At 60.7% G+C, this 22,675-nt stretch carries 19 protein-coding genes and 2 pseudogenes; 6 read left to right on the plus strand and 15 right to left on the minus strand.

Features of this window, described 5'->3' with window-relative positions:
* The first annotated feature begins 70 nt into the window (after positions 1-70).
* The gene (gene rkpK / locus BKP54_RS05865) at positions 71-1,384 is read left to right on the plus strand and encodes a UDP-glucose 6-dehydrogenase (protein WP_025426394.1); all 1,314 of its coding nucleotides are present in this window, start codon (positions 71-73) and stop codon (positions 1,382-1,384) included.
* Between the two features lie 136 nt (positions 1,385-1,520).
* Here rkpK and BKP54_RS05870 read toward each other — a convergent pair whose 3' ends face one another.
* The 4 genes from BKP54_RS05870 to BKP54_RS05885 form a co-directional block, all read right to left on the minus strand.
* Positions 1,521-1,838 (minus strand): hypothetical protein, encoded by a 318-nt coding sequence (locus BKP54_RS05870; RefSeq protein ID WP_025426393.1) that lies wholly within the window; start codon positions 1,836-1,838, stop codon positions 1,521-1,523.
* Positions 1,839-2,047: 209 nt separating this feature from the next.
* The gene (locus BKP54_RS05875) at positions 2,048-4,354 is read right to left on the minus strand and encodes a Tex family protein (protein ID WP_025426392.1); all 2,307 of its coding nucleotides are present in this window, start codon (positions 4,352-4,354) and stop codon (positions 2,048-2,050) included.
* 172 nt (positions 4,355-4,526) lie between these two features.
* Positions 4,527-5,783 carry a cyclopropane-fatty-acyl-phospholipid synthase family protein gene (locus tag BKP54_RS05880; RefSeq protein WP_025426391.1) on the minus strand — a complete coding sequence of 419 codons (1,257 nt, stop codon included), beginning with the start codon at positions 5,781-5,783 and terminating at the stop codon, positions 4,527-4,529.
* A gap of 306 nt (positions 5,784-6,089) precedes the next feature.
* Positions 6,090-7,136, minus strand: a complete 1,047-nt coding sequence (locus BKP54_RS05885) for a glutathione S-transferase family protein (protein ID WP_084814310.1) — start codon at positions 7,134-7,136, stop codon at positions 6,090-6,092.
* A 174-nt stretch (positions 7,137-7,310) separates the two neighbouring features.
* Between BKP54_RS05885 and BKP54_RS05890 the strand changes: the two genes are divergently transcribed.
* Positions 7,311-8,336, plus strand: coding sequence for a glycerophosphodiester phosphodiesterase family protein (locus tag BKP54_RS05890; protein WP_025426389.1), 1,026 nt, complete (start codon positions 7,311-7,313; stop codon positions 8,334-8,336).
* Between the two features lie 240 nt (positions 8,337-8,576).
* Here the strand turns inward: BKP54_RS05890 and era are convergent, their stop codons facing one another.
* From era to rpoZ, 8 genes and pseudogenes are all read right to left on the minus strand, one after another.
* Positions 8,577-9,506 carry a GTPase Era gene (gene era / locus BKP54_RS05895; protein WP_025426388.1) on the minus strand — a complete coding sequence of 310 codons (930 nt, stop codon included), beginning with the start codon at positions 9,504-9,506 and terminating at the stop codon, positions 8,577-8,579.
* Positions 9,507-9,514: 8 nt separating this feature from the next.
* Positions 9,515-10,234 (minus strand): ribonuclease III, encoded by a 720-nt coding sequence (gene rnc / locus BKP54_RS05900; protein ID WP_025426387.1) that lies wholly within the window; start codon positions 10,232-10,234, stop codon positions 9,515-9,517.
* A complete protein-coding gene (gene lepB, locus BKP54_RS05905) occupies positions 10,231-10,974 on the minus strand; it encodes a signal peptidase I (protein WP_025426386.1) in 744 nt (247 codons plus the stop codon). Before lepB ends, rnc begins: the two co-directional genes overlap by 4 nt.
* Before the next feature lie 169 nt (positions 10,975-11,143).
* Positions 11,144-11,563, minus strand: a complete 420-nt coding sequence (acpS, locus tag BKP54_RS05910) for a holo-ACP synthase (protein WP_025426385.1) — start codon at positions 11,561-11,563, stop codon at positions 11,144-11,146.
* Positions 11,560-12,202 (minus strand): annotated as a pseudogene (locus BKP54_RS05915) (DUF2062 domain-containing protein). Before BKP54_RS05915 ends, acpS begins: the two are co-directional and overlap by 4 nt.
* 106 nt (positions 12,203-12,308) lie before the next feature.
* Entirely contained in the window at positions 12,309-12,461 is a 153-nt protein-coding gene (locus tag BKP54_RS05920; protein ID WP_067698885.1) for a DUF3563 family protein, read from the minus strand.
* Positions 12,462-12,806: 345 nt separating this feature from the next.
* Positions 12,807-15,032, minus strand: a complete 2,226-nt coding sequence (locus BKP54_RS05925) for a bifunctional (p)ppGpp synthetase/guanosine-3',5'-bis(diphosphate) 3'-pyrophosphohydrolase (RefSeq protein WP_025426383.1) — start codon at positions 15,030-15,032, stop codon at positions 12,807-12,809.
* 103 nt (positions 15,033-15,135) lie between these two features.
* Positions 15,136-15,543 (minus strand): DNA-directed RNA polymerase subunit omega, encoded by a 408-nt coding sequence (gene rpoZ, locus BKP54_RS05930; protein WP_025426382.1) that lies wholly within the window; start codon positions 15,541-15,543, stop codon positions 15,136-15,138.
* 470 nt (positions 15,544-16,013) lie between these two features.
* On the opposite strand from rpoZ, the gene BKP54_RS05935 reads away from it, so the two are divergent.
* Positions 16,014-16,595, plus strand: a complete 582-nt coding sequence (locus BKP54_RS05935) for an NYN domain-containing protein (RefSeq protein ID WP_025426381.1) — start codon at positions 16,014-16,016, stop codon at positions 16,593-16,595.
* Positions 16,596-16,666: 71 nt separating this feature from the next.
* Here BKP54_RS05935 and smpB read toward each other — a convergent pair whose 3' ends face one another.
* Together smpB and dapA are read right to left on the minus strand one after the other, a co-directional pair.
* Positions 16,667-17,146: an SsrA-binding protein SmpB gene (gene smpB, locus BKP54_RS05940; protein WP_025426380.1), complete on the minus strand. Its 480-nt coding sequence runs from the start codon at positions 17,144-17,146 to the stop codon at positions 16,667-16,669.
* Positions 17,146-18,030, minus strand: coding sequence for a 4-hydroxy-tetrahydrodipicolinate synthase (dapA, locus tag BKP54_RS05945; protein ID WP_025426379.1), 885 nt, complete (start codon positions 18,028-18,030; stop codon positions 17,146-17,148). The genes smpB and dapA overlap by 1 nt, the downstream gene beginning before the upstream one ends.
* A 296-nt stretch (positions 18,031-18,326) precedes the next feature.
* Between dapA and BKP54_RS05950 the strand changes: the two genes are divergently transcribed.
* From BKP54_RS05950 to BKP54_RS05965, 3 genes are all read left to right on the plus strand, one after another.
* Complete coding sequence (locus BKP54_RS05950) at positions 18,327-20,399, plus strand: lytic transglycosylase domain-containing protein (protein WP_025426378.1); 2,073 nt, start codon at positions 18,327-18,329, stop codon at positions 20,397-20,399.
* Between the two features lie 342 nt (positions 20,400-20,741).
* Positions 20,742-21,227, plus strand: a complete 486-nt coding sequence (locus BKP54_RS05960) for a BA14K family protein (RefSeq protein WP_081788894.1) — start codon at positions 20,742-20,744, stop codon at positions 21,225-21,227.
* A 222-nt stretch (positions 21,228-21,449) separates the two neighbouring features.
* Positions 21,450-22,349 (plus strand): alpha/beta hydrolase, encoded by a 900-nt coding sequence (locus BKP54_RS05965; RefSeq protein ID WP_025426377.1) that lies wholly within the window; start codon positions 21,450-21,452, stop codon positions 22,347-22,349.
* Positions 22,350-22,553: 204 nt separating this feature from the next.
* Here BKP54_RS05965 and BKP54_RS36400 read toward each other — a convergent pair.
* Positions 22,554-22,675: pseudogene (locus tag BKP54_RS36400) on the minus strand (porin); the annotation flags it as partial.

Raw genomic sequence — 22,675 nt, forward strand, 5'->3', positions numbered from 1 at the left:
CAACCATCGGCGACGACTGCCGTCGCCACACTTTGCATAAGCGAAGCTCTCGCAACAAAAGGAAGAGCAGATGAAAGTCACGATGATCGGCGCCGGCTATGTCGGCCTTGTTTCGGGTGTGTGTTTTGCCGATTTCGGCCATGACGTGGTTTGCCTCGACAAGGACGAAAGCAAGATCGATGCCCTGATGCAGGGGCGCATTCCGATCTTTGAACCCGGCCTCGACCATCTCGTCGCGAGCAATGTCCAGTCCGGCCGCCTGTCGTTCACCACGGATCTCGTTTCGGCGGTCGCGGACAGCGACGTGATCTTCATCGCCGTCGGCACGCCGTCGCGTCGCGGCGACGGCCATGCCGATCTCTCCTATGTCTACGCCGCAGCGCGCGAGATCGCCGTCAACCTCAAGGGTTTCACCGTCATCGTGACGAAGTCGACGGTTCCGGTCGGCACCGGCGACGAGGTCGAGCGCATCATCCGCGAAACCAACCCGGACGCCGATTTCGCCGTGGTTTCCAATCCGGAATTCCTGCGCGAAGGTGCCGCCATCGAGGACTTCAAGCGCCCCGACCGCATCGTCATCGGCCTTGCCGACGATGATGCGCGCGCCCGCGACGTCATGACCGAGGTCTACCGTCCGCTCTACCTCAACCAGGCGCCGCTGGTCTTCACCTCGCGCCGCACCTCCGAACTAATCAAATACGCCGGCAACGCTTTCCTGGCGATGAAGATCACCTTCATCAACGAGATGGCCGATCTCTGCGAGAAGGTCGACGCCAACGTGCAGGACGTTGCCCGCGGCATCGGCCTCGACGGCCGTATCGGTGGAAAATTCCTGCATGCCGGCCCGGGTTACGGCGGCTCCTGCTTCCCGAAGGACACGCTGGCGCTGGTCAAGACCGCCCAGGACTTCGACAGCCCCGTGCGCCTGGTCGAGACCACCGTCGCCATCAATGACAACCGCAAGCGCGCCATGGGCCGCAAGGTTATCGCGGCTGCCGGCGGCGATGTACGCGGACGCAAGGTCGCCGTCCTCGGCCTCACCTTCAAGCCGAACACCGACGACATGCGCGACAGCCCGGCCATCACCGTGGTTCAGACGCTGCAGGACGCCGGCGCCCATGTCGTCGGCTATGATCCGGAAGGCATGGAAAACGCCAAGAAACTGATGGACGGTCTCGATTTCGCCAAGGATCCGTACGAGGCAGCCGCAGAGGCCGACGTGCTGGTGATCGTGACCGAATGGAACGAGTTCCGCGCGCTCGACTTCCGCCGGTTGAAAGCCGTGATGAAGGCGCCGGTACTGGTCGACCTCAGAAACATCTATCGCCCCGACGAAGTTGCAAAGCACGGCTTTGCCTATGCCAGCGTCGGCCGGCCGCAGTGAGGGCTGCAAGACACGGAATCTAACGCCGGGCGCCCTGCCCGGCGATCGTCTGCGACAGGCGGCGACAGACTTAAAGTTTCCTGTTATGCCGCATGTCGTTATCGCAAAACCGCTGCACACTTTTGCGCGACATGCTCTATGCCTTCGGTATCGGCTGGGGCGGCAGTGCCTCCCAGCTTTTGCCGGCAAGGATGACACAGCTTCGGCCGGTGACATCCGTGACGATCAGGGTCCAGGTGCCGCTATCGGCGGCATAGATTTCCATCACCGCATGCGGGTTGATCAATCCGATCCCCGCAGGCTTTTCCTGATACTGTCGCATGAGAAATTCGATCACTTCGGATCGCGCGGCACAGTTCGCCATCACCTGCGAACTTGCCGGGTTTGGAAGTGCCGTCACCGCGGCCGCCAATATGACGGCTCGAGCGAGGCCACGGATCATATTGCGTCCCATGACGCACCTCCTTTCGCCGGGAAACCCGGCGGAAAAGGAGTTTCCGCTGACCTCATCCGCCGTTGACCGGCATTGTTATGATCGGCACTTGCTCGCGACACGATACAAGTGCCGCCACGAGATCAGTATGGCGGAGCAATCCGTATATTACAATTGACTAATTTACGGAGAGTAACCCGGGAACCGATACGACTTCTGGGCGACCCGTATTACTTGCGCTTCATCGCTTCCATGAGCGCGGCACCAAAGGCGCCCTGCGACGGCTGCTGCGGCTTCTGCGGACGCGCTGGCGCGCTGCGATTGCCGTTGTTCGATGCCGGCGCCCTCGCCTCGCGGCCCGTATCGGCACCGATGTCCTTGCGCATGGTCAAGCCAATGCGCTTGCGCGGTACATCCACCTCGGTCACCCGCACCTGAACCACGTCGCCGGCCTTGACCACTTCATGGGGGTCCTTCACGAACCGGTCCGCAAGCTGCGAAACATGAACGAGGCCATCCTGATGGACGCCGATGTCGACGAAGGCGCCAAAGGCGGCAACATTTGTCACGGTGCCTTCGAGCTGCATGCCGACCTTCAGATCCTTGATGTCGTCGATGCCCTCGGCGAAGGTCGCGGTCTTGAAGCTCGGGCGCGGGTCGCGGCCCGGTTTTTCCAGTTCGGCCAGAATGTCCTTCACCGTCGGCAGGCCAAAACGCTCATCGACGAAGACACGCGGATCGAGCTGCTTCAACGCCGCGCTGTCGCCCATCAATGCGCGCACATCGCGCCCGCAGGCCGCGACGATCTTCTTGGCGACACCATAGGCTTCCGGGTGGACCGACGACGCATCGAGCGGCTCCTTGCCATCAGGAATGCGCAGGAAGCCGGCGCACTGTTCAAAGGTGCGGGCGCCGAGACGCGCGACGTTCAAGAGTTCCTTGCGGCTGGCGAACGGTCCGGCGGCATCGCGGTGTGCGACGATCGCTTCTGCCGAAGACTTGCCGAGACCGGAGACGCGCGCAAGCAGCGGTGCGGATGCCGTATTCACATCGACACCGACGGCGTTCACCGCGTCTTCCACGACCGCATCCAGCGAGCGGTTGAGCTTCGACTGGTCGACATCGTGCTGATACTGGCCGACGCCGATCGACTTCGGCTCGATCTTGACGAGCTCAGCCAGCGGGTCCTGCAGGCGCCGGGCGATGGAGACGGCGCCACGCAGGGAGACGTCTAGACCGGGGAACTCAAGTGCGGCCGTCTCCGAGGCGGAATAGACCGAAGCACCGGCTTCGGACACGATGACCTTGGTGGGCTTTGGCGCCGGCAGTTGGGCAAGCATGTCGGCGACAAGCTTCTCCGTCTCGCGGCTGCCGGTGCCATTGCCGATCGCGATCAGCTCGACCTTGTGCTTGCGGACCAGCGATGCCAGCTCGGCCTGCGTGCCGCGGACATCGTTCTTCGGCGGGAACGGATAAACGGTCGTTGTCTCCAAAAGCTTGCCGGTACCATCGACAATGGCGACCTTGACGCCGGTGCGAATGCCCGGATCCAGCCCCATCGTCGCGCGCGAGCCGGCCGGAGCGGCCAGCAGCAGGTCCTTCAGGTTGCGGGCGAAAACGTGGATTGCTTCCTCTTCCGCCCGTTCGCGCAGCTCGCGCATCAGGTCGAGAGACAGCGACATCGACAGCTTCACGCGCCAGGTCCAACCGATAACCTCGGAAAGCCATTTGTCGCCCGGCAGCTGTCCGCCGACATTGTAGGCGGCCGCAATCATGCGCTCGACCGGTTTGACGGGAGACGTATCGTCCTGATCGACGACGATATCGACTGACAACACCTCCTCGTTCCAGCCGCGCAGCATGGCAAGCGCCCGGTGACCCGGTGTGGTCGCCCAGCGTTCGGAATGATCGAAATAGTCCGAGAACTTGGCACCCGCCGCCTGCTTGCCGTCGACGACCTTGGCCCGCAGGAACGCCGCGCCCTTCATGTGATTGCGCAGGCGGCCGAGCAGGTCGGCATTCTCCGCCATGCCTTCGGCGATAATGTCGCGCGCGCCGTCAAGCGCCGTCTTCACATCGGGCACATCTGCCGTCAGAAACTTTGCGGCGCGGTCAGCCGGTGCGACCGTCCGGTCGGCGAGAATAGCTTCGGCAAGCGGCCCAAGGCCCCGCTCCTTGGCGATCTCCGCCTTGGTGCGCCGCTTCGGCTTGTAGGGCAGATAGATATCTTCGAGTTCGGCCTTGGTTTCCACCGCGGCGATCTTGGCTTCGAGTTCGTCGGTCAGCTTGCCCTGTCCGCGGATCGATTCGATGATCGAACCCCGCCTTGCCTCCAGTTCGCGCAGATAGGTCAGACGCTCAGCCAGCGTGCGCAGCTGCGTGTCGTCGAGCCCGCCGGTCACTTCCTTGCGGTAACGCGCGATGAACGGCACCGTCGCGCCCTCATCGAGCAGCTCCACCGCGGCGATTACCTGGGAGGTCGACGCCTTGATCTCGCTGGCAATGATGGCGGCGATGGGTTTTGCTGGGCTGGCCATGGTGGGATCCGTCTTTCCTGTTTTCAGTCGGCGACCATAAAGGCGCAGGTCTTCAAGGCCAAGTGAAGGCTTGCGTGGCGAAACCGGAACTCCACAGGAGAGGTGCGCTCGACCTGTGTTTTCTAAGGATGTCGTTGCACCGAAACCGCGGCGCACTTTCGGGCGACATGCGTTAAATATCCACCAGCTCAAGCGGCGGGCGGGTCATTTCGAATTCCATCAGTTCCCGTTCCTTCGCCTCGATGTAACCGCGTGCGAAAGGCACCGTATCGAGCGACGGCGACAGCTGCAGCTGGAAGATGAAGTGCTTGTCATGCAGGAAGGCCGTCTCCGACGCGGCGAGATAGAACTCCCACATCCGGAAGAAGCGCTCGTCGAACAGCTTTACCGCCTCTTCGCGCCGCGCGAGGAAACGCTCCCGCCACGCCCTTAATGTCCAGGCATAGTGCATCGACAGGATCTCGATATCCTTGACGAGAAGCTGGGTCTTTTCAACGGAAGGCAGAACCTCCGAAAGCGCCGGGATGTAACCGCCGGGGAAGATGTATTTCTCGATCCATGGATTGGTCGCCCAGGGTTTGTAGACCTGCCCGATCGAGTGCAACAGCATCACGCCCTCAGGCTTCAACAATTCCCTGATCTTGCGAAAGAATCGGCCGTAATTGCCGATGCCGACATGTTCGAACATACCGACCGACACGATGCGGTCGAACTGCCGCCCCTGCATCGTCCTATAGTCCTGAAGCTCGAAGCGGACACGATCGGACAAGCCTCGCTTGGCCGCCCGCTCGCGCGAGATCTTCAGCTGCTCTTCGCTGAGTGTGATGCCCGTCACCTCGACGCCGGAGGATTCCGCAAGATACATCGCCATCCCGCCCCAGCCGGAGCCGACCTCAAGCACCTTCTGCCCGGGTTCAAGCAGCAGCTTGGCGGCGATATGGCGCTTCTTGGCGAGTTGCGCCTCATCGAGCGAGATGCCCGGCGGCTCGAAATAGGCGCAGGAATATTGCCAGTCCTGATCGAGGAACAGATTGAAGAGCTTGCGATCGAGATCATAGTGATGGGCGACATTGTGCCGGTTGCGATTGACCGGCATGCGGCTCTTCACCTGCTGGCGCAACACATGCTGAAGAGCAACCAGCGTGTTGGGAACAGTCGCGGCGTTCTCCAGACCGTTTTCCTTTACTATCGAGAGCACATCGAAAATGTCGCCGTCCTCGATGACGACGCGGCCATCCATATAAAGCTCGCCGAAACGAAGCCCCGGGTCGATAGCGATCGCTTTTTCAGCTTCCGCATCGACAATGCGGATCGTTGCCGGCTTTCCCGAGCCGTCACCCAGAATGACCTGCTCACCCGCAGAAAAAAACACCGTCAGATTGCCCTTGCGCACCAGACGGCGAAGCAAATTCAACAATGCCGCATTCATATCCAACCCCTGCCAGACACATCCTGTGTCCTGCTGCGTAGGAGCGGCGACGGGGCCGGTTCTATCGGGGCTTCCGGGAAAGCGTTGCGGCGCGCATGAAGAATGATGCGGAACGCAGGGGCATGACGCGACCTAATTCTGGAAGCGGCGAAAACCGGCTCTGGCGTGGCCTCATGGTATCCGGAACAGATGCGGCGCTCCTCGTGCGCGCGCTGCCGGAAATTCGCCATGCCAGCCGCCATCGGGCTCCTATCCATCAGAACTTACACTAACTTAGTAAGCTTCAAACGATTGGCAATGGGCTTTTTATGCCCCCTCAAAGATTTGTTTGCTTAGTAAATCGGCCGAATTGGCCTCAGCTCCGACGACCCCGCGACCCGGTAGGGAATGCCGGTCATGCGGCCGGGTGAAATCGAGCATGGGACCAACAGGCACGATGCGGGTCGGATTGACGTGGGCGATGCCGTAATAGCCTCGCTTGATATGGTCGATGCGCACCGTCTCGGCGATGCCGGGCCACTGGTAGATTTCGCGCAGATGGTTGGAAAGCGCCGGATAATCTTCGATCCGGCGAAGATTGCACTTGAAGACGCCGTGGTAGGCCGCATCGAACCGGATCAATGTCACGAACAGACGGATATCGGCCTCCGTCAGGTACTCGCCGGCGATGTAACGATTGGCCGCCAGGTGGCGCTCGAGCTCGTCGAGCATCCCGAACAGGCTCGTGACGGCCTCGTCATAGGCGCTTTGAGACTTGGCGAACCCGGCGCGGTAGACGCCGTTGTTGACGCGCTCGTAAATCGGGTCGTTCCAGTGATCGATCTCCGCACGCAGCGCTTGAGGGTAAAAATCGAGGCGGTTGCCGGTCAGGTCGTCGAAAGCCGAATTCAGGATGCGGATGATGTCGGCGGATTCGTTGTTGACGATGCGCCCTTCCTTCATGTCCCAAAGGACGGGGACCGACACCTTGCCGGTGTAATGGCCATCACTCGCCGTATAGAGCTCGTGATGATAACGGATCAGACCAACACGCCCGCCAGCGTCCACAGGCTCGTCGTAGACCCAACCATCCTCGCCTAGCAGCGGGTCGGAGACGGTAAGCCCGATGACGTCCTGCAGTCCCTTGAGATTGCGAAAAGCGATCGTGCGCGACGCCCAGGGGCAGAGGTACGAAACGAACAGACGAAAGCGCCCGGCCTCCGCCGGAAGACCTGGCTGCCCCTGCGGGCCGGGGCCGCCATCGGCCGTGATCCAGCTGTGGAAACGGGTCGGCTCGCGGAAAAAGGCGCCACCCTTCATCTCGCTCGCAGCAACGTCACCCTTGACCCATTTTCCATCGACGAGCTGCGGCATGAATTCTCTCCTGAACCTACGGGGAATGCCAACTCACTCACACGCGGGCGCGTGCCGGTCAATTCGGCGGCCGGTTGACAGATCGTTCGCATTACACAGCCCACACGCCCAGCGCGTAGCATCACGGTAGCGCCACATTGTCGAGCAATCCCGGTCGCGAGAGGGAGAATCAGGATGAAAAGATTCGTCATTGTCGCCGTGCTTTTTGCTGCCGTCGTCTGGCTCCTCAACACGTCCCTGCTGGCAACGCCCCCCGAGGGCCCGCCTAAGATTCTCGCGCATCGCGGCATCCACCAGACCTATCCGAAAGCGGGCGTGGGGAACGATACCTGCACGGCCGAGATCATCGAAAAGCCACGGCACGATCACCTCGAAAATACCGTCGCCTCAATGCAGGCCGCCTTCGATTCCGGCGCTGCGGTCGTCGAACTCGACATCCACCTGACGCCCGATCGGCAGTTCGCGGTCTTCCACGACTGGACGTTCGACTGCCGCACTGAAGGCAAAGGGGTCACCGAGGAAACGCCAATGACGGTGCTGAAATCGCTCGACATCGGCTACGGCTATACCGCCGACGGCGGCAAGACCTTTCCGTTCCGCGGAAAAGGCACCGGCCACATGCCGACCTTGGAGGAGGTTTTCACCGCCCTGCCCGATCGCCAGTTTCTCGTCAATTTCAAGAGCCGCCGGGCCGAGGAAGGCGCAGCGCTCGCCGCCCTGCTCGAAACACATCCGGAATGGCGGCAAGCCGTCTTTGGGGTCTATGGCGGCGGCGAGCCGACGCGGGAAGCGCTGAAGCTGGTGAAGGGCCTGCGTGGTTACGACAGGAACTCTGTCGTCGGCTGCCTCGCCCGCTACATCGCCTATGGCTGGACCGGCGTCGTTCCGGCCGCCTGCCAGAACACGCTGGTGATCGTTCCGGGAAACTATGCGCCCTGGCTGTGGGGTTGGCCCGACCGTTTTGCACAGCGCATGAAATCAGCCGGCAGCGAGATCATCCTGCTCGGCCCCTATGCCGGCGGAGATTTCACCACGGGCATCGATAGCGCGGAAGATCTTGAACTGGTGCCGGAGAACTTCTCGGGCTACGTCTGGACTAACCGTGCCGAGATGATCGGGCCGATGCTGGCAAAAAGACAGCCGGCGTCCTACAGCGCCGCGCGTCTTATTAGACGCGCAAAGGTCGCTGCAGCACTTTGATTTGCTGCATGTTTTTATCCTTAAATCGAATAGGATTTAAGGAAACATGCAGTAGCGGTTCCTATCCAATCTCGTTTGTCACTGAGGGAGCGTACGGTTGGGGCACCGGCGCCTTGACCTGAGACAAGTCCCGCCTGTCGTTTCGGCAGATGCCCGGCAGCCCGAAGTTCACCCTCCGAGAGGAGCCGGCCGCCAGCAGGGCTGGCGAGCGGCGTTAGCGGTATTGAGAATACTGGCCGATCAGCGTGGGAACTCAAGACCCATTTCGCGGAAGCGCTCGGGATCATCGCCCCAGTTTTCACGCACCTTGACGAACAGGAAGAGGTGCACCGGCTGCTCAAGGATTTCGGAGATTTCCTTCCGCGACGCGGTGGAGATCGCCTTGATCGCATCGCCATTCTTGCCGAGTGCGATCTTCTTCTGGCTTTCGCGCTCGACGTAGATCACCTGTTCGATACGAACGGATCCGTCCTTGCGCTCTTCCCACTTCTCGGTTTCGACATGCGAGGCGTAGGGAAGTTCCTGATGCAGGCGCAGGAACAGTTTTTCGCGAGTGATTTCGGCCGCGAGCTGGCGCATCGGCAGGTCGGAGATCTGGTCTTCCGGATAATACCAGGGACCTTCCGGCAGCGTCTCGGCAAGATAATCCATCAGATCCTTGCAGCCCGAGCCGGTCAGCGCGGAGATCATGAAGGTGCGCTCGAACTTGATCGTCTCGTTGGCCGCCGCTGCAAGCTTCAGCAGATCCTCCGGTCGCACCTGGTCGATCTTGTTCAGAACCAGGATCTTCGGCTGGTGGACTTCCTTCATGCCCTGAAGGATCGTTTCCGCATCGCCCTTCAGGCCACGCTCGCTGTCGATCAGGAGCATGATCACATCGGCGTCCTTGGCGCCACCCCAGGCCGTCGTCACCATTGCCCGGTCGAGCCGGCGCCGTGGCTTGAAGATGCCCGGCGTGTCCATGAACACGATCTGTGCGTTGTCGTGGATGGCAATGCCACGCACGATCGCCCGGGTCGTCTGAACCTTGTGGCTGACGATCGAAACCTTGGCGCCGACGAGGCGGTTGACCAGCGTCGATTTTCCCGCGTTGGTGGCGCCGATCAGCGCCACGAAACCAGAGTGGGTCGGCGCGCTTTCGGCGGCCGTATCTTTTTCCATATCCGTCATGTTTTCCGTCAATTTCCGGCGGAGACTTTCCGCCACACGCCTTCGCGTTCCAACAATTTTGTCGCGGCCACCTGCTCGGCGCCGCGCTTGGATCGATCCGTCCCGGTCTCGGGCGCAACGCCGGCAACCTCCACGGTCACCGTGAAACGCGGGTCGTGGTCGGGGCCGGAGCGGTTGTCCGTCCGATATGTCGGCGCAATGCCAAACTTGGCATGCGCCCATTCCTGCAATTCGGTCTTGGCATCGCGACGGGCGCCGTCGGCACGGGTCGCCCGCTCTTTCCAGTGAAGCAGCACGAATTTACGCGCCGCCTCCAGCCCGCCGTCGAGATAGATGGCGGCGATGAGCGACTCTACCACATCGGCGCGCACATTCATCATCGCCTTTCCGGTGATTTTCTTCACGTCGGAACCGGTGCGGATAAACTGGTGCAGCGCCAGGTCGTCGGCGACCAGGGCGCAGCTCTCGGCGCTGACGAGCTGGTTCAGCCGCACCGAAAGTTCGCCCTCGTTGGCATCACGAAAGGTCTGGAACAGAAGCTCGGAGACGCAAAGCCCCAGCACACGGTCTCCGAGGAATTCGAGCCGCTGGTAGTTCGATCCCCTGGCATTGCGGGCGCTGGAATGGGTCAGCGCCCGATCGAGCCGTTCCTTCTCGCTGAACTGATAGCCAATCACGGCCTCGAGCTTGGCCCGATCCTCCGCGCTTAGCGACCGCGCCTTCATCATTCGACCGCCTTGAACAGGCGGTCGTAGCGCAGGTTCGCCGGCCACTTCCAGATCTCGCGGAACGAGGTGTCATTGCCGAGCGAGAAGAAGATCAGGCTCGCGCGGCCGACAAGGTTCTCGGCCGGCACGAAGCCGACGTCGAAGCGGCTGTCGGCCGAGTTGTCGCGATTGTCGCCCATCATGAAGTAATGACCTTCGGGCACGATGAACTCGCGGGTGTTGTCACCGCGCGAATCCGGGAACTGATCGAGCGTGTCATAGGAAACGCCATTGTCCATGGTTTCGCGGTAGACCGGAACGTCGCCACCGGTGTCGTACTGATCGTCGGCGCGGAAGACACCGTCAGGCGCGCGATCGATCGGCTTGTCGTTGACGTAGAGAATGCTGTTGCGGACCTGGATGCGATCGCCCGGCAGGCCGACCAGACGCTTGATGTAGTCGATGTCCGGGTTTGGCGGAAAGCGGAAGACGACGATGTCGCCGCGCTCCGGCTCGCTGGCGAAGATTCGGCCCGAGAACAGATCCGGCGAGAACGGCAGCGAATACTTGGAGTAGCCGTAGGCGAACTTGTTGACGAAGATGTAGTCGCCGACAAGCAGGGTCGGCATCATCGAGCCCGACGGAATGGTGAAGGGCTGAAAGAAGACGGTGCGAATGACCACGGCCAGGAGCAGCGCCTGGATGATGACCTTCACATTCTCCCAGAGACCGCTCTGCTTCGCTTCTGTCTTTTCTGCCACGCTGCTGTCTTCCTTTGTCATCGGCGCGCTGGATAGGCGCTCCGCTCAATCAACTGTCATTCGCGCTTTCGGTTCCAGCCTCACCGGCGGATGCGCAATTCTGTATCCATGCTGCAAGGGCGCTCTGCCCCCTGCAATCGGGCACGCCCGGATTTCTCAACGGAATGCTCTAAACCGTTCCCTCTGGCGGGGCAACGGGGAGTGCTTCGATAATCACGAAGGCCTGCGCCAGCGGGAAATCGTCGGTAATCGTCAGATGGATTGCCGCCCGATGCCCCTTGGGCACCATCGCCTGGAGCCGTTCGGCAGCACCACCGCTCAAATGCATCGTGGGCTTGCCACCGGGCATATTGATGACGCCCATGTCTTTCCAGAAGACGCCATGCGCTATTCCGGTGCCGAGCGCCTTGGAACAGGCCTCCTTGGCAGCGAAGCGCTTGGCGTAGGAGGCGGCGCGGTTCTTGCGACCTTCGGACTTGGCAATTTCCACCTCGGTGAAGCAACGATTGACGAAACGCTCGCCGAAACGCGAGAGCGAGTTTTCGATGCGCCTGATGTCGATGAGGTCGCTGCCGATACCGATGATCATGATGTGGACCTTGCACCGGACGCGCGCGCGCGCCTGCGGCGGGACTGGAAAAGACGGGCTGCCTGATAGGCAAGAGGATAGAAGATCAGTGCGCCGGCGGCGGCAAGCGGAACCGATCCGATGAGCATAGGCTTGAACACAGGCCCCCAAAGCGCCGACAATTCGAGGTGCTCGACCATATGCGCGACGTCCGCGCCGGTTGCGGGACCTGACGCCTGCGGTCCCATGATGACCGTGCCAAGTTCGTAGGACGCGGTCAGGATCATCGGGATGGTCACCGGGTTGGCAAGCGCCGTGGTGATCGCTGCCGCAAGCAGATTGCCGGAGAACGCGGAGGCAACCGCGACCGCGATGATGATATGCAGCCCAAAGAAGGGCGTGAAGGAGGACGCGGCACCTGCAGCGACCCCGACCGCAATCGAGTGCGGTGACGACGACAGGCGCAGGATGCGCAGCGCCATGTATCTCGGGCCACGCCGAAAGCCCTTGCGCGGCCATAAAAGCGCGCGAAGCCTCTCGGATATCGTGACCGGTTTTCTACGTCTGAATAACACTATGCCGTCATGACCGCATCTTGAAACCGCCAGTCGGCACAAGACGGCGTGTCCGCCTGTTTAAAGGCCGCAAGATAGGCGTCATGCCCCTTGCTTGCAACCCGCTGGCGTGTGGTGCAGCGATCACGATTGAGCCATTCGCCTGGCGCATGGCTCGCCATTCCCGCCATCATGCGGGAACAGGCAGCGGCTTAGTAGCCGTTGCGGAACAGGCCGCGATCGATCTGGCGCTGACGGTATTCGAGATCGATGCGATCGACCGAACCGTTGAGATAGGCGAGCTCGCGCTCTTCCTGAGTGGCGACGCGCAGAGCGCGGGTGATCTTCTTCAACTGATTTAACATGGCAAACCTCTTCGTTTACCTCCCATGCAGAAGATAGTTTAGAGGTCACTGTTCCACCAGAGCCAGGAAGAGACAGCAGCCATGCGCAACAAGCATGCCTTGCCGTTTTTCAAGTCCCGACCTGCCTGTTTTGAAGGCAACTGCGCAAAACGGACGCGCACAGGCCCAAACTTCACCGCCGAATGCGAGTATCGCCAACCCTCACGGACGGCCAGACAGACGGAGGCAAGAAGAAGAAAGTGCCGGTCATGATCCGCCTGCCAAGGCGAGACCCCGACGGAAGGCGGAAGCAACGGCGCCGGTGGTGACGGTTCGGCAGCTATGCGAAAGTCGAGCGGCGCCCCTTCACTCGAAGAGGCGCTTGACCGTGGAGATGCTCGGCAATTCCTTCAACTGCGTGATCAGGTGGTTCAGCTGCCTCAGATCCCAGACCTCGAGATCGAACTGCAACTCACTGAAGTCGGCAGCCACACGCCCCATGGAAAGCGAGCGGATGTTGACGTCGCTCGTCGCGATCGACTGGGCGACCTCCGCCAGCGTGCCCGGCTCGTTCAAGGCGCTGATGGCGATGCGCGCCATGAAGCGGCTGCTGTTGGCCTCGTCCAGATCCCAACGCACGTCGATCCAGCGCTCCGGCTCGTCGTCGAACTTCTGCAGGATCGGCGACTGGATCGGGTAGATGGTGATCCCCTTGTCCTTCTCCATGATGCCGACGATACGGTCGCCCGGAACTGCACCCGCCGCGCTGAAATGCACGCCGGCGTTACCCGAGAGCCCTCGGATCGGCAGCGCTTCCGGACCTTCCGCTTGCGCCGGCTCGCCCGCCTCCTTGGATCGGCCAGGCAACTTGAACACCATGCCGGCGGCACTGCGCATGTTGAACCAGCCATCGTCGGCGTTCGGCTTGACGGTGACGCGCTCGTCCTGATGGTCGGGGAAAACCGCGCGCAGCACGTCGAGCGACGACAGTTCGCCGCGGCCAACCGACGCGATCGCATCCTCGACCTCTTTATGTCCAAGCCGATGCAGCGCGGGCTTCAGCGCTTCGCGTGAAAACGTCTTGCTGGCGCGCTCGAAGGTTCGCTCCAGAATGCGATAGCCGAGGCCGGCATATTGCTTGCGGATGGCAGCGCGCGTCGCGCGCCGGATGGCGGAGCGCGCCTTGCCGGTGACGACGATTTCTTCCCACGCCGGCGGCGGCACCTGGATGCCCGAACGGATGATCTCGACTTCGTCGCCGTTGTTGAGGCGCGTGACCAGCGGCATGATGCGGCCGTTGATCTTGGCGCCGACGCAGGTGTCGCCGATGTTGGTGTGGACCGCATAGGCAAAGTCGATCGGCGTCGCGCCACGCGGCAGCGCAATCAGCTGCCCCTTCGGCGTGAAGCAGAACACCTGGTCCTGGAAAAGCTCGAGCTTGGTATGCTCGAGAAACTCTTCCGGGTTGTCGCCTTCGGCGAGCGACTCGATCGTGCGCCGCAGCCAGGAATAGGCGTTCGAGGTCGGCGACAGGGCGGTTTCCGTCGAGACCCCCTCGCCGTCCTTGTAGAGCGAGTGAGCGGCGATACCGTATTCGGCGATATCGTTCATCCGGCGCGTGCGAATCTGCAGTTCGATGCGCTGGCGCGACGGGCCGACGATGGTCGTATGGATCGACTGGTAATCGTTCTGCTTTGGCGTCGAGATATAATCCTTGAAGCGGCCAGGCACGACGCGCCAGCGGGTGTGCACGATGCCAAGCGCGCGATAGCACGACGGGATATCGTCGACGACGATACGAAAGCCCCAGACGTCGGAAAGCTGCTCGAAGGACAGGGATTTCGACTGCATCTTGCGGAAGACCGAATAGGGCTTCTTCTGCCGCCCCTTGACTTGCGCGCCCTTCAACCCCTCGGTCTGGAGCAGCTCAGTCAATTCGTCCTCGATCTTCTTGATCAGGCCTTCATTGCGCTCGGACAGCTCTTCCAGGCGGCGGGTGACGGTTTCGAAGGCCTCCGGATTGATATGGCGGAACGAGAGGTTTTCGAGCTCCTCGCGCATATCCTGCATGCCCATGCGGCCGGCGAGCGGCGCATAGATGTCCATCGTCTCTTCGGAGATGCGTGCCCGCTTCTCGGGCGTCATATGGTCGAGCGTGCGCATGTTGTGCAGACGATCGGCAAGCTTGACCAAGAGGACGCGCACGTCGTCGGAGATCGCGAGCAGCAACTTGCGCAGGTTTTCCGCCTGCTTGGCTTTCTTGGTGACGAGATCGAGCTTCTTGATCTTGGTCAGGCCCTCGACAAGCGCACCGATGTCCTCGCCGAAGAGATCATCGATCTCCTGCCGGGTCGCGGTCGTATCCTCGATCGTGTCGTGCAAGAGCGCGACTGCGATCGTCGATTCGTCGAGATGCATTTCCGTAAGGATCGCCGCCACTTCCAGCGGGTGGGAAATGTAGGGGTCGCCGCTTGCCCGCTTCTGCTGCCCGTGCTTCTGCATCGCGTAGACGTAAGCCTTGTTCAACAGGGCTTCATTGACGTCGGGCTTGTATTTCTGAACGCGCTCAACGAGCTCGTACTGGCGCATCATTCGCTGGCGGCTCCATGGGAAAAGACAATAAAAAAAGTGCGCCAATCATACGAGTGGCGCACTGCTTTGAAAACACGCGGGAACGCTTGTTCCGTTACGGATCTCAGTAGTCGTCGCTCTTTTCCGGGGGCACGAGGCCCTCGATGCCGGCCAGAAGTTCCTCTTCCGACATGCGGTCGAAAGTGATTGCCTCCGGCTGGTCGTCGTCTTCCGCCGTCTCGGCAAAAGTCGTGTCGGCATCGGCTTGCACCAGCGAAGCCGGATCGGGCTCGGGCTCGTCCACTTCGACGTGCTTCTGCAGCGAGTGGATCAGGTCTTCCTTGAGGTCGCCGGGCGAGAGCGTCTCGTCGGCGATTTCGCGGAGAGCCACGACGGGGTTCTTGTCATTGTCGCGATCGATGGTGATCGCTGCGCCCTGCGAGATCAGGCGGGCGCGGTGGCTGGCGAGCAGCACGAGTTCGAAACGGTTGTCGACCTTGTCAATGCAATCTTCGACGGTGACGCGGGCCATTGCCTGTCCTTTTGGGCTCAAAGCGCGGCGATCATCGCCGCAGCACGGATTAACGACACGAGACCGGAACGGCCGCCGGATGACGGCCTCGTCGGCTCCGATTTCTGGAATTAGCCGCCCGGATACAATCAAAACAGCATAAGTTCAAGTTTTTCCTGCACGGAGCGCTCACATCATCCTTTACTGCGTGATAAAATGCGACGCGGACGGGCTGGACTTTGTATTCACACACCCTAGTTGCATTTTCTAATACAAACCGGAAACGCCTGGTAGAAACTGCAGATTTCCGATGTGGACGAACTGCAGCAACTGCTAAAACTAGCTATATTCGCGTGCCGCCGCTTGGAATAATGCAAGTGGTTAACTACATTATTTGCAATATCAGCAATTATTAATGTAATCGCCGTATTTTCGCGCATCCGCCGACGGGCCGCTTACCCGAATGTGATGCGCACCAAAAAGGAATAACGATGTTTGACCCTCGCGAGAAAATCGCTCTTTTTATCGACGGCGCCAACCTCTACGCCGCGTCGAAGAGCCTCGGTTTCGACATCGACTATCGCAAACTGCTCAAGGCATTTCAAAAGCGTGGCTATCTGCTACGCGCCTACTACTATACGGCTCTCATCGAAGACCAGGAATATTCGTCGATCCGTCCGCTGATCGACTGGCTTGACTATAACGGTTACAAGGTCGTGACCAAGCCTGCGAAGGAATTCACGGACTCGCTCGGTCGCCGCAAGATCAAGGGCAACATGGACATCGAACTTGCGATCGATGCCATGGAACAGTCAGAAACCGTCGATCATCTGGTGATCTTCTCGGGCGATGGCGACTTCACCACGCTCGTCGAAGCGCTGCAGCGGAAGGGTCGCAAGGTTTCGGTGGTATCGACGATGTCGACCCAGCCACCGATGATCGCCGATGACCTGCGCCGACAGGCGGATCACTTCATCGATCTCGTCACGCTGCGGGCCGAAATCGGCCGTGACCCATCGGAACGCGTTCCCCGGCAACATGTCGAGCCGGTAGCCGACCCCGTTGGGATCTGAGCGAACCAGTCACTCGCCAAACAACGAAAAAAATTTTTAGGCAGGGCGTCGGGGCGAGAGTGCGGCTGCGTTCAGCCGCGCTCTTTCAGCAGTCGGCTCTTCTGCCTGTTCCAATCGCGCTCCTTGGCGCTTTCACGCTTGTCGTGCAATTTCTTGCCCTTGCCGAGCGCCAGCTCGAGCTTCGCCCGGCCCTGATCGTTGAAATAGATCTTGAGCGGAATGAGCGACATGCCTTCGCGATTGACGGCCCCCTGCAGCCGGTTGACCTCGCGCTTGGACAGCAACAGCTTGCGACGGCGGCGGGTCTCATGGTTGAATCGGTTTGCCTGCAGGTACTCCGGCAGATAGGAATTGATCAGCCAGATTTCCCCGCCCTCGTCGGTGGCGTAGGATTCGGCGATGTTTGCCTTGCCTTCACGCAGCGACTTCACCTCGGTGCCGGTCAGAACCAGGCCGGCCTCGTAGGTGTCGACGATCTCGTAGTTGAAGCGGGCCTTTCGGTTTTCCGCGACAATCTTCTTGACCGTGCGCTGGCTTCCCTTGGGTGCCATCAGTTCATCAATCCTGCATGTCTGAGCGCCGAGTCGATTGCGGCTTCCGTTGCCGGCTCCAGTGTCGAAAGCAGCGGCGAACGAACCGCGCGGCTCATACGGCCGAGACGGTTCAGCGCGTACTTGGCGCCGCACAGGCCAGGCTCCATGAAGATCGCCTTGTGCAGCGGCATCAACTTGTCCTGATATTCCAGTGCCTTGGCATAATCGCCAGCAAGGGTGGCCTGCTGGAATTCGGCGCAAAGCCGCGGCGCGACATTTGCCGTGACCGAAATGCAGCCGACCCCACCATGGGCGTTGAAGCCGAGCGCCGTTGCGTCTTCGCCGGAAAGCTGAACGAAATCCTTGCCGCAGGCCATGCGCTGCTCGGATACGCGTTCGATCTTGCCGGTGGCATCCTTCACGCCGATGATCGTCGAATGGGCCTTGGCAAGCGCGGCCATGGTTTCGACGCTCATGTCGACGACGGAGCGACCGGGGATATTGTAGATGACGATCGGCAGCTTCACGCTCTCGGCAATCGCCGAATAGTGGGCAAACAGGCCCTTCTGCGTGGGCTTGTTGTAATAGGGTGTAACGACGAGCACCGCGTCCGCACCCGCCTTTTCGGCGTGCTGCGCAAGCTCGATGGCTTCGGTCGTGTTATTGGAGCCGGCGCCTGCGATTACCGGCACGCGGCCGGCGGCTGCCTTGATGCAGAGCTCGACGACCTGCTTGTGCTCGGCATGCGAAAGGGTCGGGGATTCACCTGTCGTGCCGACGGGCACGAGACCGGAGCTTCCCTCTTTTATCTGCCATTCCACATGCGCGACGAAACCTTCCGCATCCACCGCGCCGGCGGCGGTGAACGGTGTTACGAGAGCGGGAATGGAACCCTTGAACATGCACAACTCCTGACGGCTCAAAGGACGAGCATACACTCACGCTTTGGCCGTAATCGACGGTTAAAAAACTGCCGCACCATAATCATGTGAGGGGGCTGCGGCAAGCGCCGTGACACGGCATTTCATGCCGGTTTTCACGTAAAAGCTTGACGTTCAAGCCGCATAATCCTTGAGGCTCGCCACCCGGTGCTAAGGTGGCGGCGGTGCGATTGCTGTGATCTATAAACCCCGGTAACCTTTCGTTAGGCAATCCGGCGGCAAATGAATGTGAGACACGGGGAAACACGGGGCTCTTGATGCGCGGATCAATTCTTCTGCCTGTCGCCGCCATGATCGGCACAGCGCTTCTGGCCTCGTCGGCCCTCTCCTCCGAAGCCTCGAACACAGTGCCGGTACCGGGCAGCAAACCCGCAATCTCCGACAAGGTCGGGCGCGTTTCGGGTAAGGACATCACCGGCGCGATCCCGGCGACGGTATCGCCCATTCAGGGCGGCTTGAAGGTCGGTCTGGATGCGCTTTCCGACAAGGATCCGACCAAGGCGATCACCGTTCGAAACGGCATGCACGAGGGCACGCTCGATCGTCATATTCTGACTTGGGCAATCGCCGTATCGGGGCAACGTGGCGTCCCCTCCTACGAGATCGCCGACGCCCAGCGCGAACTGCAGGGGTGGCCGGGCCTCAAATCGCTTCGCGCCCATTCCGAGCGCGCACTTTACCGCGAGAACCCGGCAGCCCCCGATATTCTTGCCGCCTTTGGGCAGACGCAGCCCGAAACCACGGAAGGGACGATCATCCTTGCCCGCGCGCTGGTGGCACAGGGGCAGAGTGCGACCGCAGCAACGCGGCTGCGCGCGCTCTGGTTCAAGCAGGGGCTCGACAAGGATGTGGAAACGCAGATCCTGTCGGAATTTTCCGGCCTGCTGACGGTTGCCGACCACAGACGGCGGATGACGATGCTGCTTTATCGCAACCGCGTCGAGCAGGCCGAACGCTTCAGCGATCTCGGCAAGGCGCAGTCGCTCTATCGCGCCTGGGCCGCCGTCAGCCGCGGCAGCACCAATGCCCCTGCGCTGATATCGGCGATCGACGCCTCATGGCATAAGGACCCGGCCTATCTGTTCATCCGTATCGAAAGCCTGCGTAAGCAGGACAAATATGCGGAGGCCGCCAAGCTGCTGGCCACGATGCCTAGGGATCAGGACGCGTTGGTCAATCCCGGTGAATGGTGGACCGAACAACGGATCGTCAGCCGCGGCTTGCTGGACAAGGGGGATTTTCGCGGCGCCTACCGAGTTGCCGCAAACCACAAGGCAACCGAGGCGACCGATATCGTCGATGCAGAGTTTCACGCCGGCTGGTTCGCGCTGCGCGGCATGGAAGATCCGGCCGCAGCATCGCAGCATTTCCGACGGATCCTTGATGTTTCCAACCGGCCGCTTTCGGCGTCCCGCGCTTGGTATTGGCTCGGCCGATCGGCGGAAGCGGGCGGACCGGGCAATGCCAAGGACTATTTCGCCAATGCCGCCCGCTTTCCAGGCACCTTCTACGGTCAACTCGCCGCTGCGCGGCTCGGCCACAAGGCACTCAACGTTACCTATCCCGCCCCTTCAGCGGAAGACCGTGCCCGTTTCGAAAACCGCGAGGCGGTTCGCGCCATCGCACGGCTGGAAGCGGCAGGTCACGGCTGGCGTGCCGACAGCATCTATCGGGCACTTGCGGAAGAACTGACGAGCCCCGGCGAACTGGCGATCCTTTCGGCACGCGCCGAAAAGACCCGCAATCATCAGCTTTCACTCCAGATCGGCAAGACCGCCTTTGGCCGTGGCATCGATGTCGCTGCACTCGCTTTTCCCGTCGGCGTCATCCCGTCGACCGCCAACATCGATGGCTCGGGCAAGGCGCTCGCCTACGCGATCGCGCGCCAGGAAAGCGCCTTCAATCCTGCGGCGGTCTCCACGGCCAACGCGCGCGGCTTGCTGCAACTGCTGCCCGGCACCGCCAAAGGGGTAGCCAGCCGCTACGGCCTTGCTTACTCCAAGGAGCGCCTGACGAGCGATGCCGGATACAACGCCACCCTCGGCGCGCATTATCTCGGCGAGCAGATCAACAGCTTCGGTGGTTCCTATATTCTCACCTTCATTGCCTACAATGCCGGCCCGCGTCGCGTACCGGACTGGCTCAGCCGCTATGGCGACCCGCGCGGCAAACCGATCGACGAGGTCGTCGACTGGATTGAGCGCATCCCGTTCCAGGAAACGCGCAACTACGTCCAGCGCGTGATGGAAAACTATCAGGTCTACAAGGTCAGGCTCGGTCAAGGCGCTGACATAGTCGCCGACCTTAGAATGGGACGACAGTTACCTTAGCGCAATTCCAGCAAGAGTGCGCAGCGGTGGTGCGTCAGACATCGCATAAAAACAAAGAGATAGCGCGCTTCTATGAACCCGTGCCAACGGGAAACGCTACTGCATGTTTCGTTAGATCGTATGCGATTCAAGGATAAAACATGCAGCAATTCACAGTGCTACAGCGACCTTTGCGCGTCTGATAAGACCCGCGGCGCTGTAGGTTCAGATTGGTTGTTCGTCGTTATCGTTGACAAATGGAGATGATCAAATAATCGTGATAGCAGAAGGCGGCACAAAGTACGATGTCACGCATTTCCCTTCTTGAAGGTTCCATCCTCCCCGAAGAAAATGGTGAAGGCAATGAAGACGTTAACAGTTATCGCCCTGTCGGTGGTGACAGTAATGAGTGGCGTTCCGCCAGCACAAGCATTTCCGATCGCCCCGAAGATTGCGTCTCAAGCCACCGATGTCCAACCGGCGCAATTCCCGTACGAGCGCGGTGAAGCGCGGAAGAGTGCTAGCGGATGTGGTTTCCCCTATTGCGGCCGTGGCTATCGGTACAACCGGCACGGTTACTACGGCGACAGACATGGCCATTATCGCGATGGTTACCGCGGATACTATCGGGACCACGATAATGATGCCGGCGCGTTCATCGGCGGACTTGCGGCCGGTGCGATCATAGGCGGCTTGTTGAGCCAGCCAAGATACTACAACCGTCCGGGAGTTGCCGGCGGCAGCTCACATACCAGCTGGTGCTACGCCCGATATCGGTCCTATCGAGCCTGGGACAACACGTATCAGCCTTATGGTGGTCCGCGGCGGCAGTGCAATTCGCCCTACTGAAAAGACTGGATGGGGCGGCGGCCCCTCGCACCCTCCCAATGTTTCCGCTGCTCCGGTATCGGCGCGAAAACGTGGTTTTAAAGCCTGTGACCGGCGATCTCGCGGTCCAAAAGGTAGCGCGAGCGGCGAGTCCTTTCATTCCCTGAACGCCGGACCGCCTGCTTGCCGTTTCCGTTTCAATGGCTACGATCCGCCCGGGTGCAGATGGAGGGCGAGGCTGAAATGAACGAGTATGGGGCGGATGCGTTTCGGGAACATCGCTTCCCCGGGGTTGGCGGATTGCAGCTCTACGCGCGGGCCTACGGACCTGGGCCTCAGCCACGAGCGGCAACTCCGGTTATCTGCCTGCCAGGGCTCACGCGCAACAGCCGAGACTTTCACCAACTTGCCACCTTTCTTGCATCGTCGTCGGGAGGCGGGCACCCCGTTATCTCATTGGACTACCGTGGCCGCGGGAATTCGGAACGCGACGGCGATAAGAGTCGCTATACGGTTGCAGTCGAAACGTCCGACGTCATCACCGCGTGCGCATATTTCGCTATTGAAAAGGCAATTTTTATCGGCACCTCACGTGGTGGGCTGATCCTGCACCATTTGATCGGCCTGGCCCCCGGCTTGATAGCAGGGGCCGTGCTCAATGACATCGGGCCTGTCATCGAAATCGGGGGATTGCTCGGGATTCGGGACTATCTCAACACAGGGACCGGACCGGTAAGTTGGACCGCAGCGCCCAACTACCTGAAAGCCATACACGGAGACGATTTCCCGATCCTTCACGAGGTCGAATGGCTGCAGATGGCAAGGGCGATCTATCGCGACGAAGGCGGCATTCCTGTCGTCGACTTCGATCCAGCAATTGCGGCACAACTGCAGGCGCTGACGTCGGACATGTTGCTGCCGGATCTTTGGCCCCAGTTCCACGCCTTTACCGGGCTTCCGATGATGGTCGTTCGCGGCGAACATTCCAAGCTGCTGTCAAGCACCACGGTCGATGAGATGAAGAGCAGGCATCCCAACTTGACGACCGTGACAGCCGCCGGACAAGGCCATGCACCGCTGCTGCATCTCGACGGCCCCAGGCATGCCATAGCCGCCTTTGTTCACCACTGCATGTTTCCTTAAATCCTATTCGATTTAAGGATAAAAACATGCAGCAATTCAAAGTGCTACGGCGACCTTTGCGCGTCTAATAGGACGCGCGGCGCTGTAGCAGCGAACGCGCGCCTGCGCTCCCGCCTGAGATCGCATTTCCTTTATGGAAAGCGCCAAACGAAAAAGCCCGGCTCGAAAGCCGGGCTTCTCTAAACTGACCGAGGTCAGATCAGATTAGAAGTCGCGCTGCAGGCGGACGAAGCCGAATACCTGGTCGTCGCCGTTGTCTTCATCTTCGTACTGAACCGATACGCGGGTAGCGAGGCCTTCGGTGATCTTGTAGTCAACCGTTACGC

The organism is Ensifer sp. 1H6, from assembly GCF_001976035.1.
GTDB classification, from domain to species: domain Bacteria; phylum Pseudomonadota; class Alphaproteobacteria; order Rhizobiales; family Rhizobiaceae; genus Ensifer; species Ensifer canadensis.

Excerpts from the sequence above, each read along its gene's own strand:
- BKP54_RS05890 (WP_025426389.1), top strand. The coding sequence starts at position 7,311 with ATGAAAAGATTCGTCATTGTCGCCGTGCTTTTTGCTGCCGTCGTCTGG.
- rpoZ (WP_025426382.1), bottom strand. The coding sequence starts at position 15,543 with ATGGCCCGCGTCACCGTCGAAGATTGCATTGACAAGGTCGACAACCGT.
- rkpK (WP_025426394.1), top strand. The coding sequence starts at position 71 with ATGAAAGTCACGATGATCGGCGCCGGCTATGTCGGCCTTGTTTCGGGT.
- BKP54_RS05950 (WP_025426378.1), top strand. The coding sequence starts at position 18,327 with ATGCGCGGATCAATTCTTCTGCCTGTCGCCGCCATGATCGGCACAGCG.
- dapA (WP_025426379.1), bottom strand. The coding sequence starts at position 18,030 with ATGTTCAAGGGTTCCATTCCCGCTCTCGTAACACCGTTCACCGCCGCC.
- BKP54_RS05925 (WP_025426383.1), bottom strand. The coding sequence starts at position 15,032 with ATGATGCGCCAGTACGAGCTCGTTGAGCGCGTTCAGAAATACAAGCCC.
- BKP54_RS05885 (WP_084814310.1), bottom strand. The coding sequence starts at position 7,136 with ATGCCGCAGCTCGTCGATGGAAAATGGGTCAAGGGTGACGTTGCTGCG.
- rnc (WP_025426387.1), bottom strand. The coding sequence starts at position 10,234 with ATGATGAAGGCGCGGTCGCTAAGCGCGGAGGATCGGGCCAAGCTCGAG.
- BKP54_RS05960 (WP_081788894.1), top strand. The coding sequence starts at position 20,742 with ATGAAGACGTTAACAGTTATCGCCCTGTCGGTGGTGACAGTAATGAGT.
- BKP54_RS05880 (WP_025426391.1), bottom strand. The coding sequence starts at position 5,783 with ATGAATGCGGCATTGTTGAATTTGCTTCGCCGTCTGGTGCGCAAGGGC.
- smpB (WP_025426380.1), bottom strand. The coding sequence starts at position 17,146 with ATGGCACCCAAGGGAAGCCAGCGCACGGTCAAGAAGATTGTCGCGGAA.
- BKP54_RS05965 (WP_025426377.1), top strand. The coding sequence starts at position 21,450 with ATGAACGAGTATGGGGCGGATGCGTTTCGGGAACATCGCTTCCCCGGG.
- BKP54_RS05870 (WP_025426393.1), bottom strand. The coding sequence starts at position 1,838 with ATGGGACGCAATATGATCCGTGGCCTCGCTCGAGCCGTCATATTGGCG.
- BKP54_RS05935 (WP_025426381.1), top strand. The coding sequence starts at position 16,014 with ATGTTTGACCCTCGCGAGAAAATCGCTCTTTTTATCGACGGCGCCAAC.
- era (WP_025426388.1), bottom strand. The coding sequence starts at position 9,506 with ATGACGGATATGGAAAAAGATACGGCCGCCGAAAGCGCGCCGACCCAC.
- BKP54_RS05875 (WP_025426392.1), bottom strand. The coding sequence starts at position 4,354 with ATGGCCAGCCCAGCAAAACCCATCGCCGCCATCATTGCCAGCGAGATC.
- BKP54_RS05920 (WP_067698885.1), bottom strand. The coding sequence starts at position 12,461 with ATGTTAAATCAGTTGAAGAAGATCACCCGCGCTCTGCGCGTCGCCACT.
- acpS (WP_025426385.1), bottom strand. The coding sequence starts at position 11,563 with ATGATCATCGGTATCGGCAGCGACCTCATCGACATCAGGCGCATCGAA.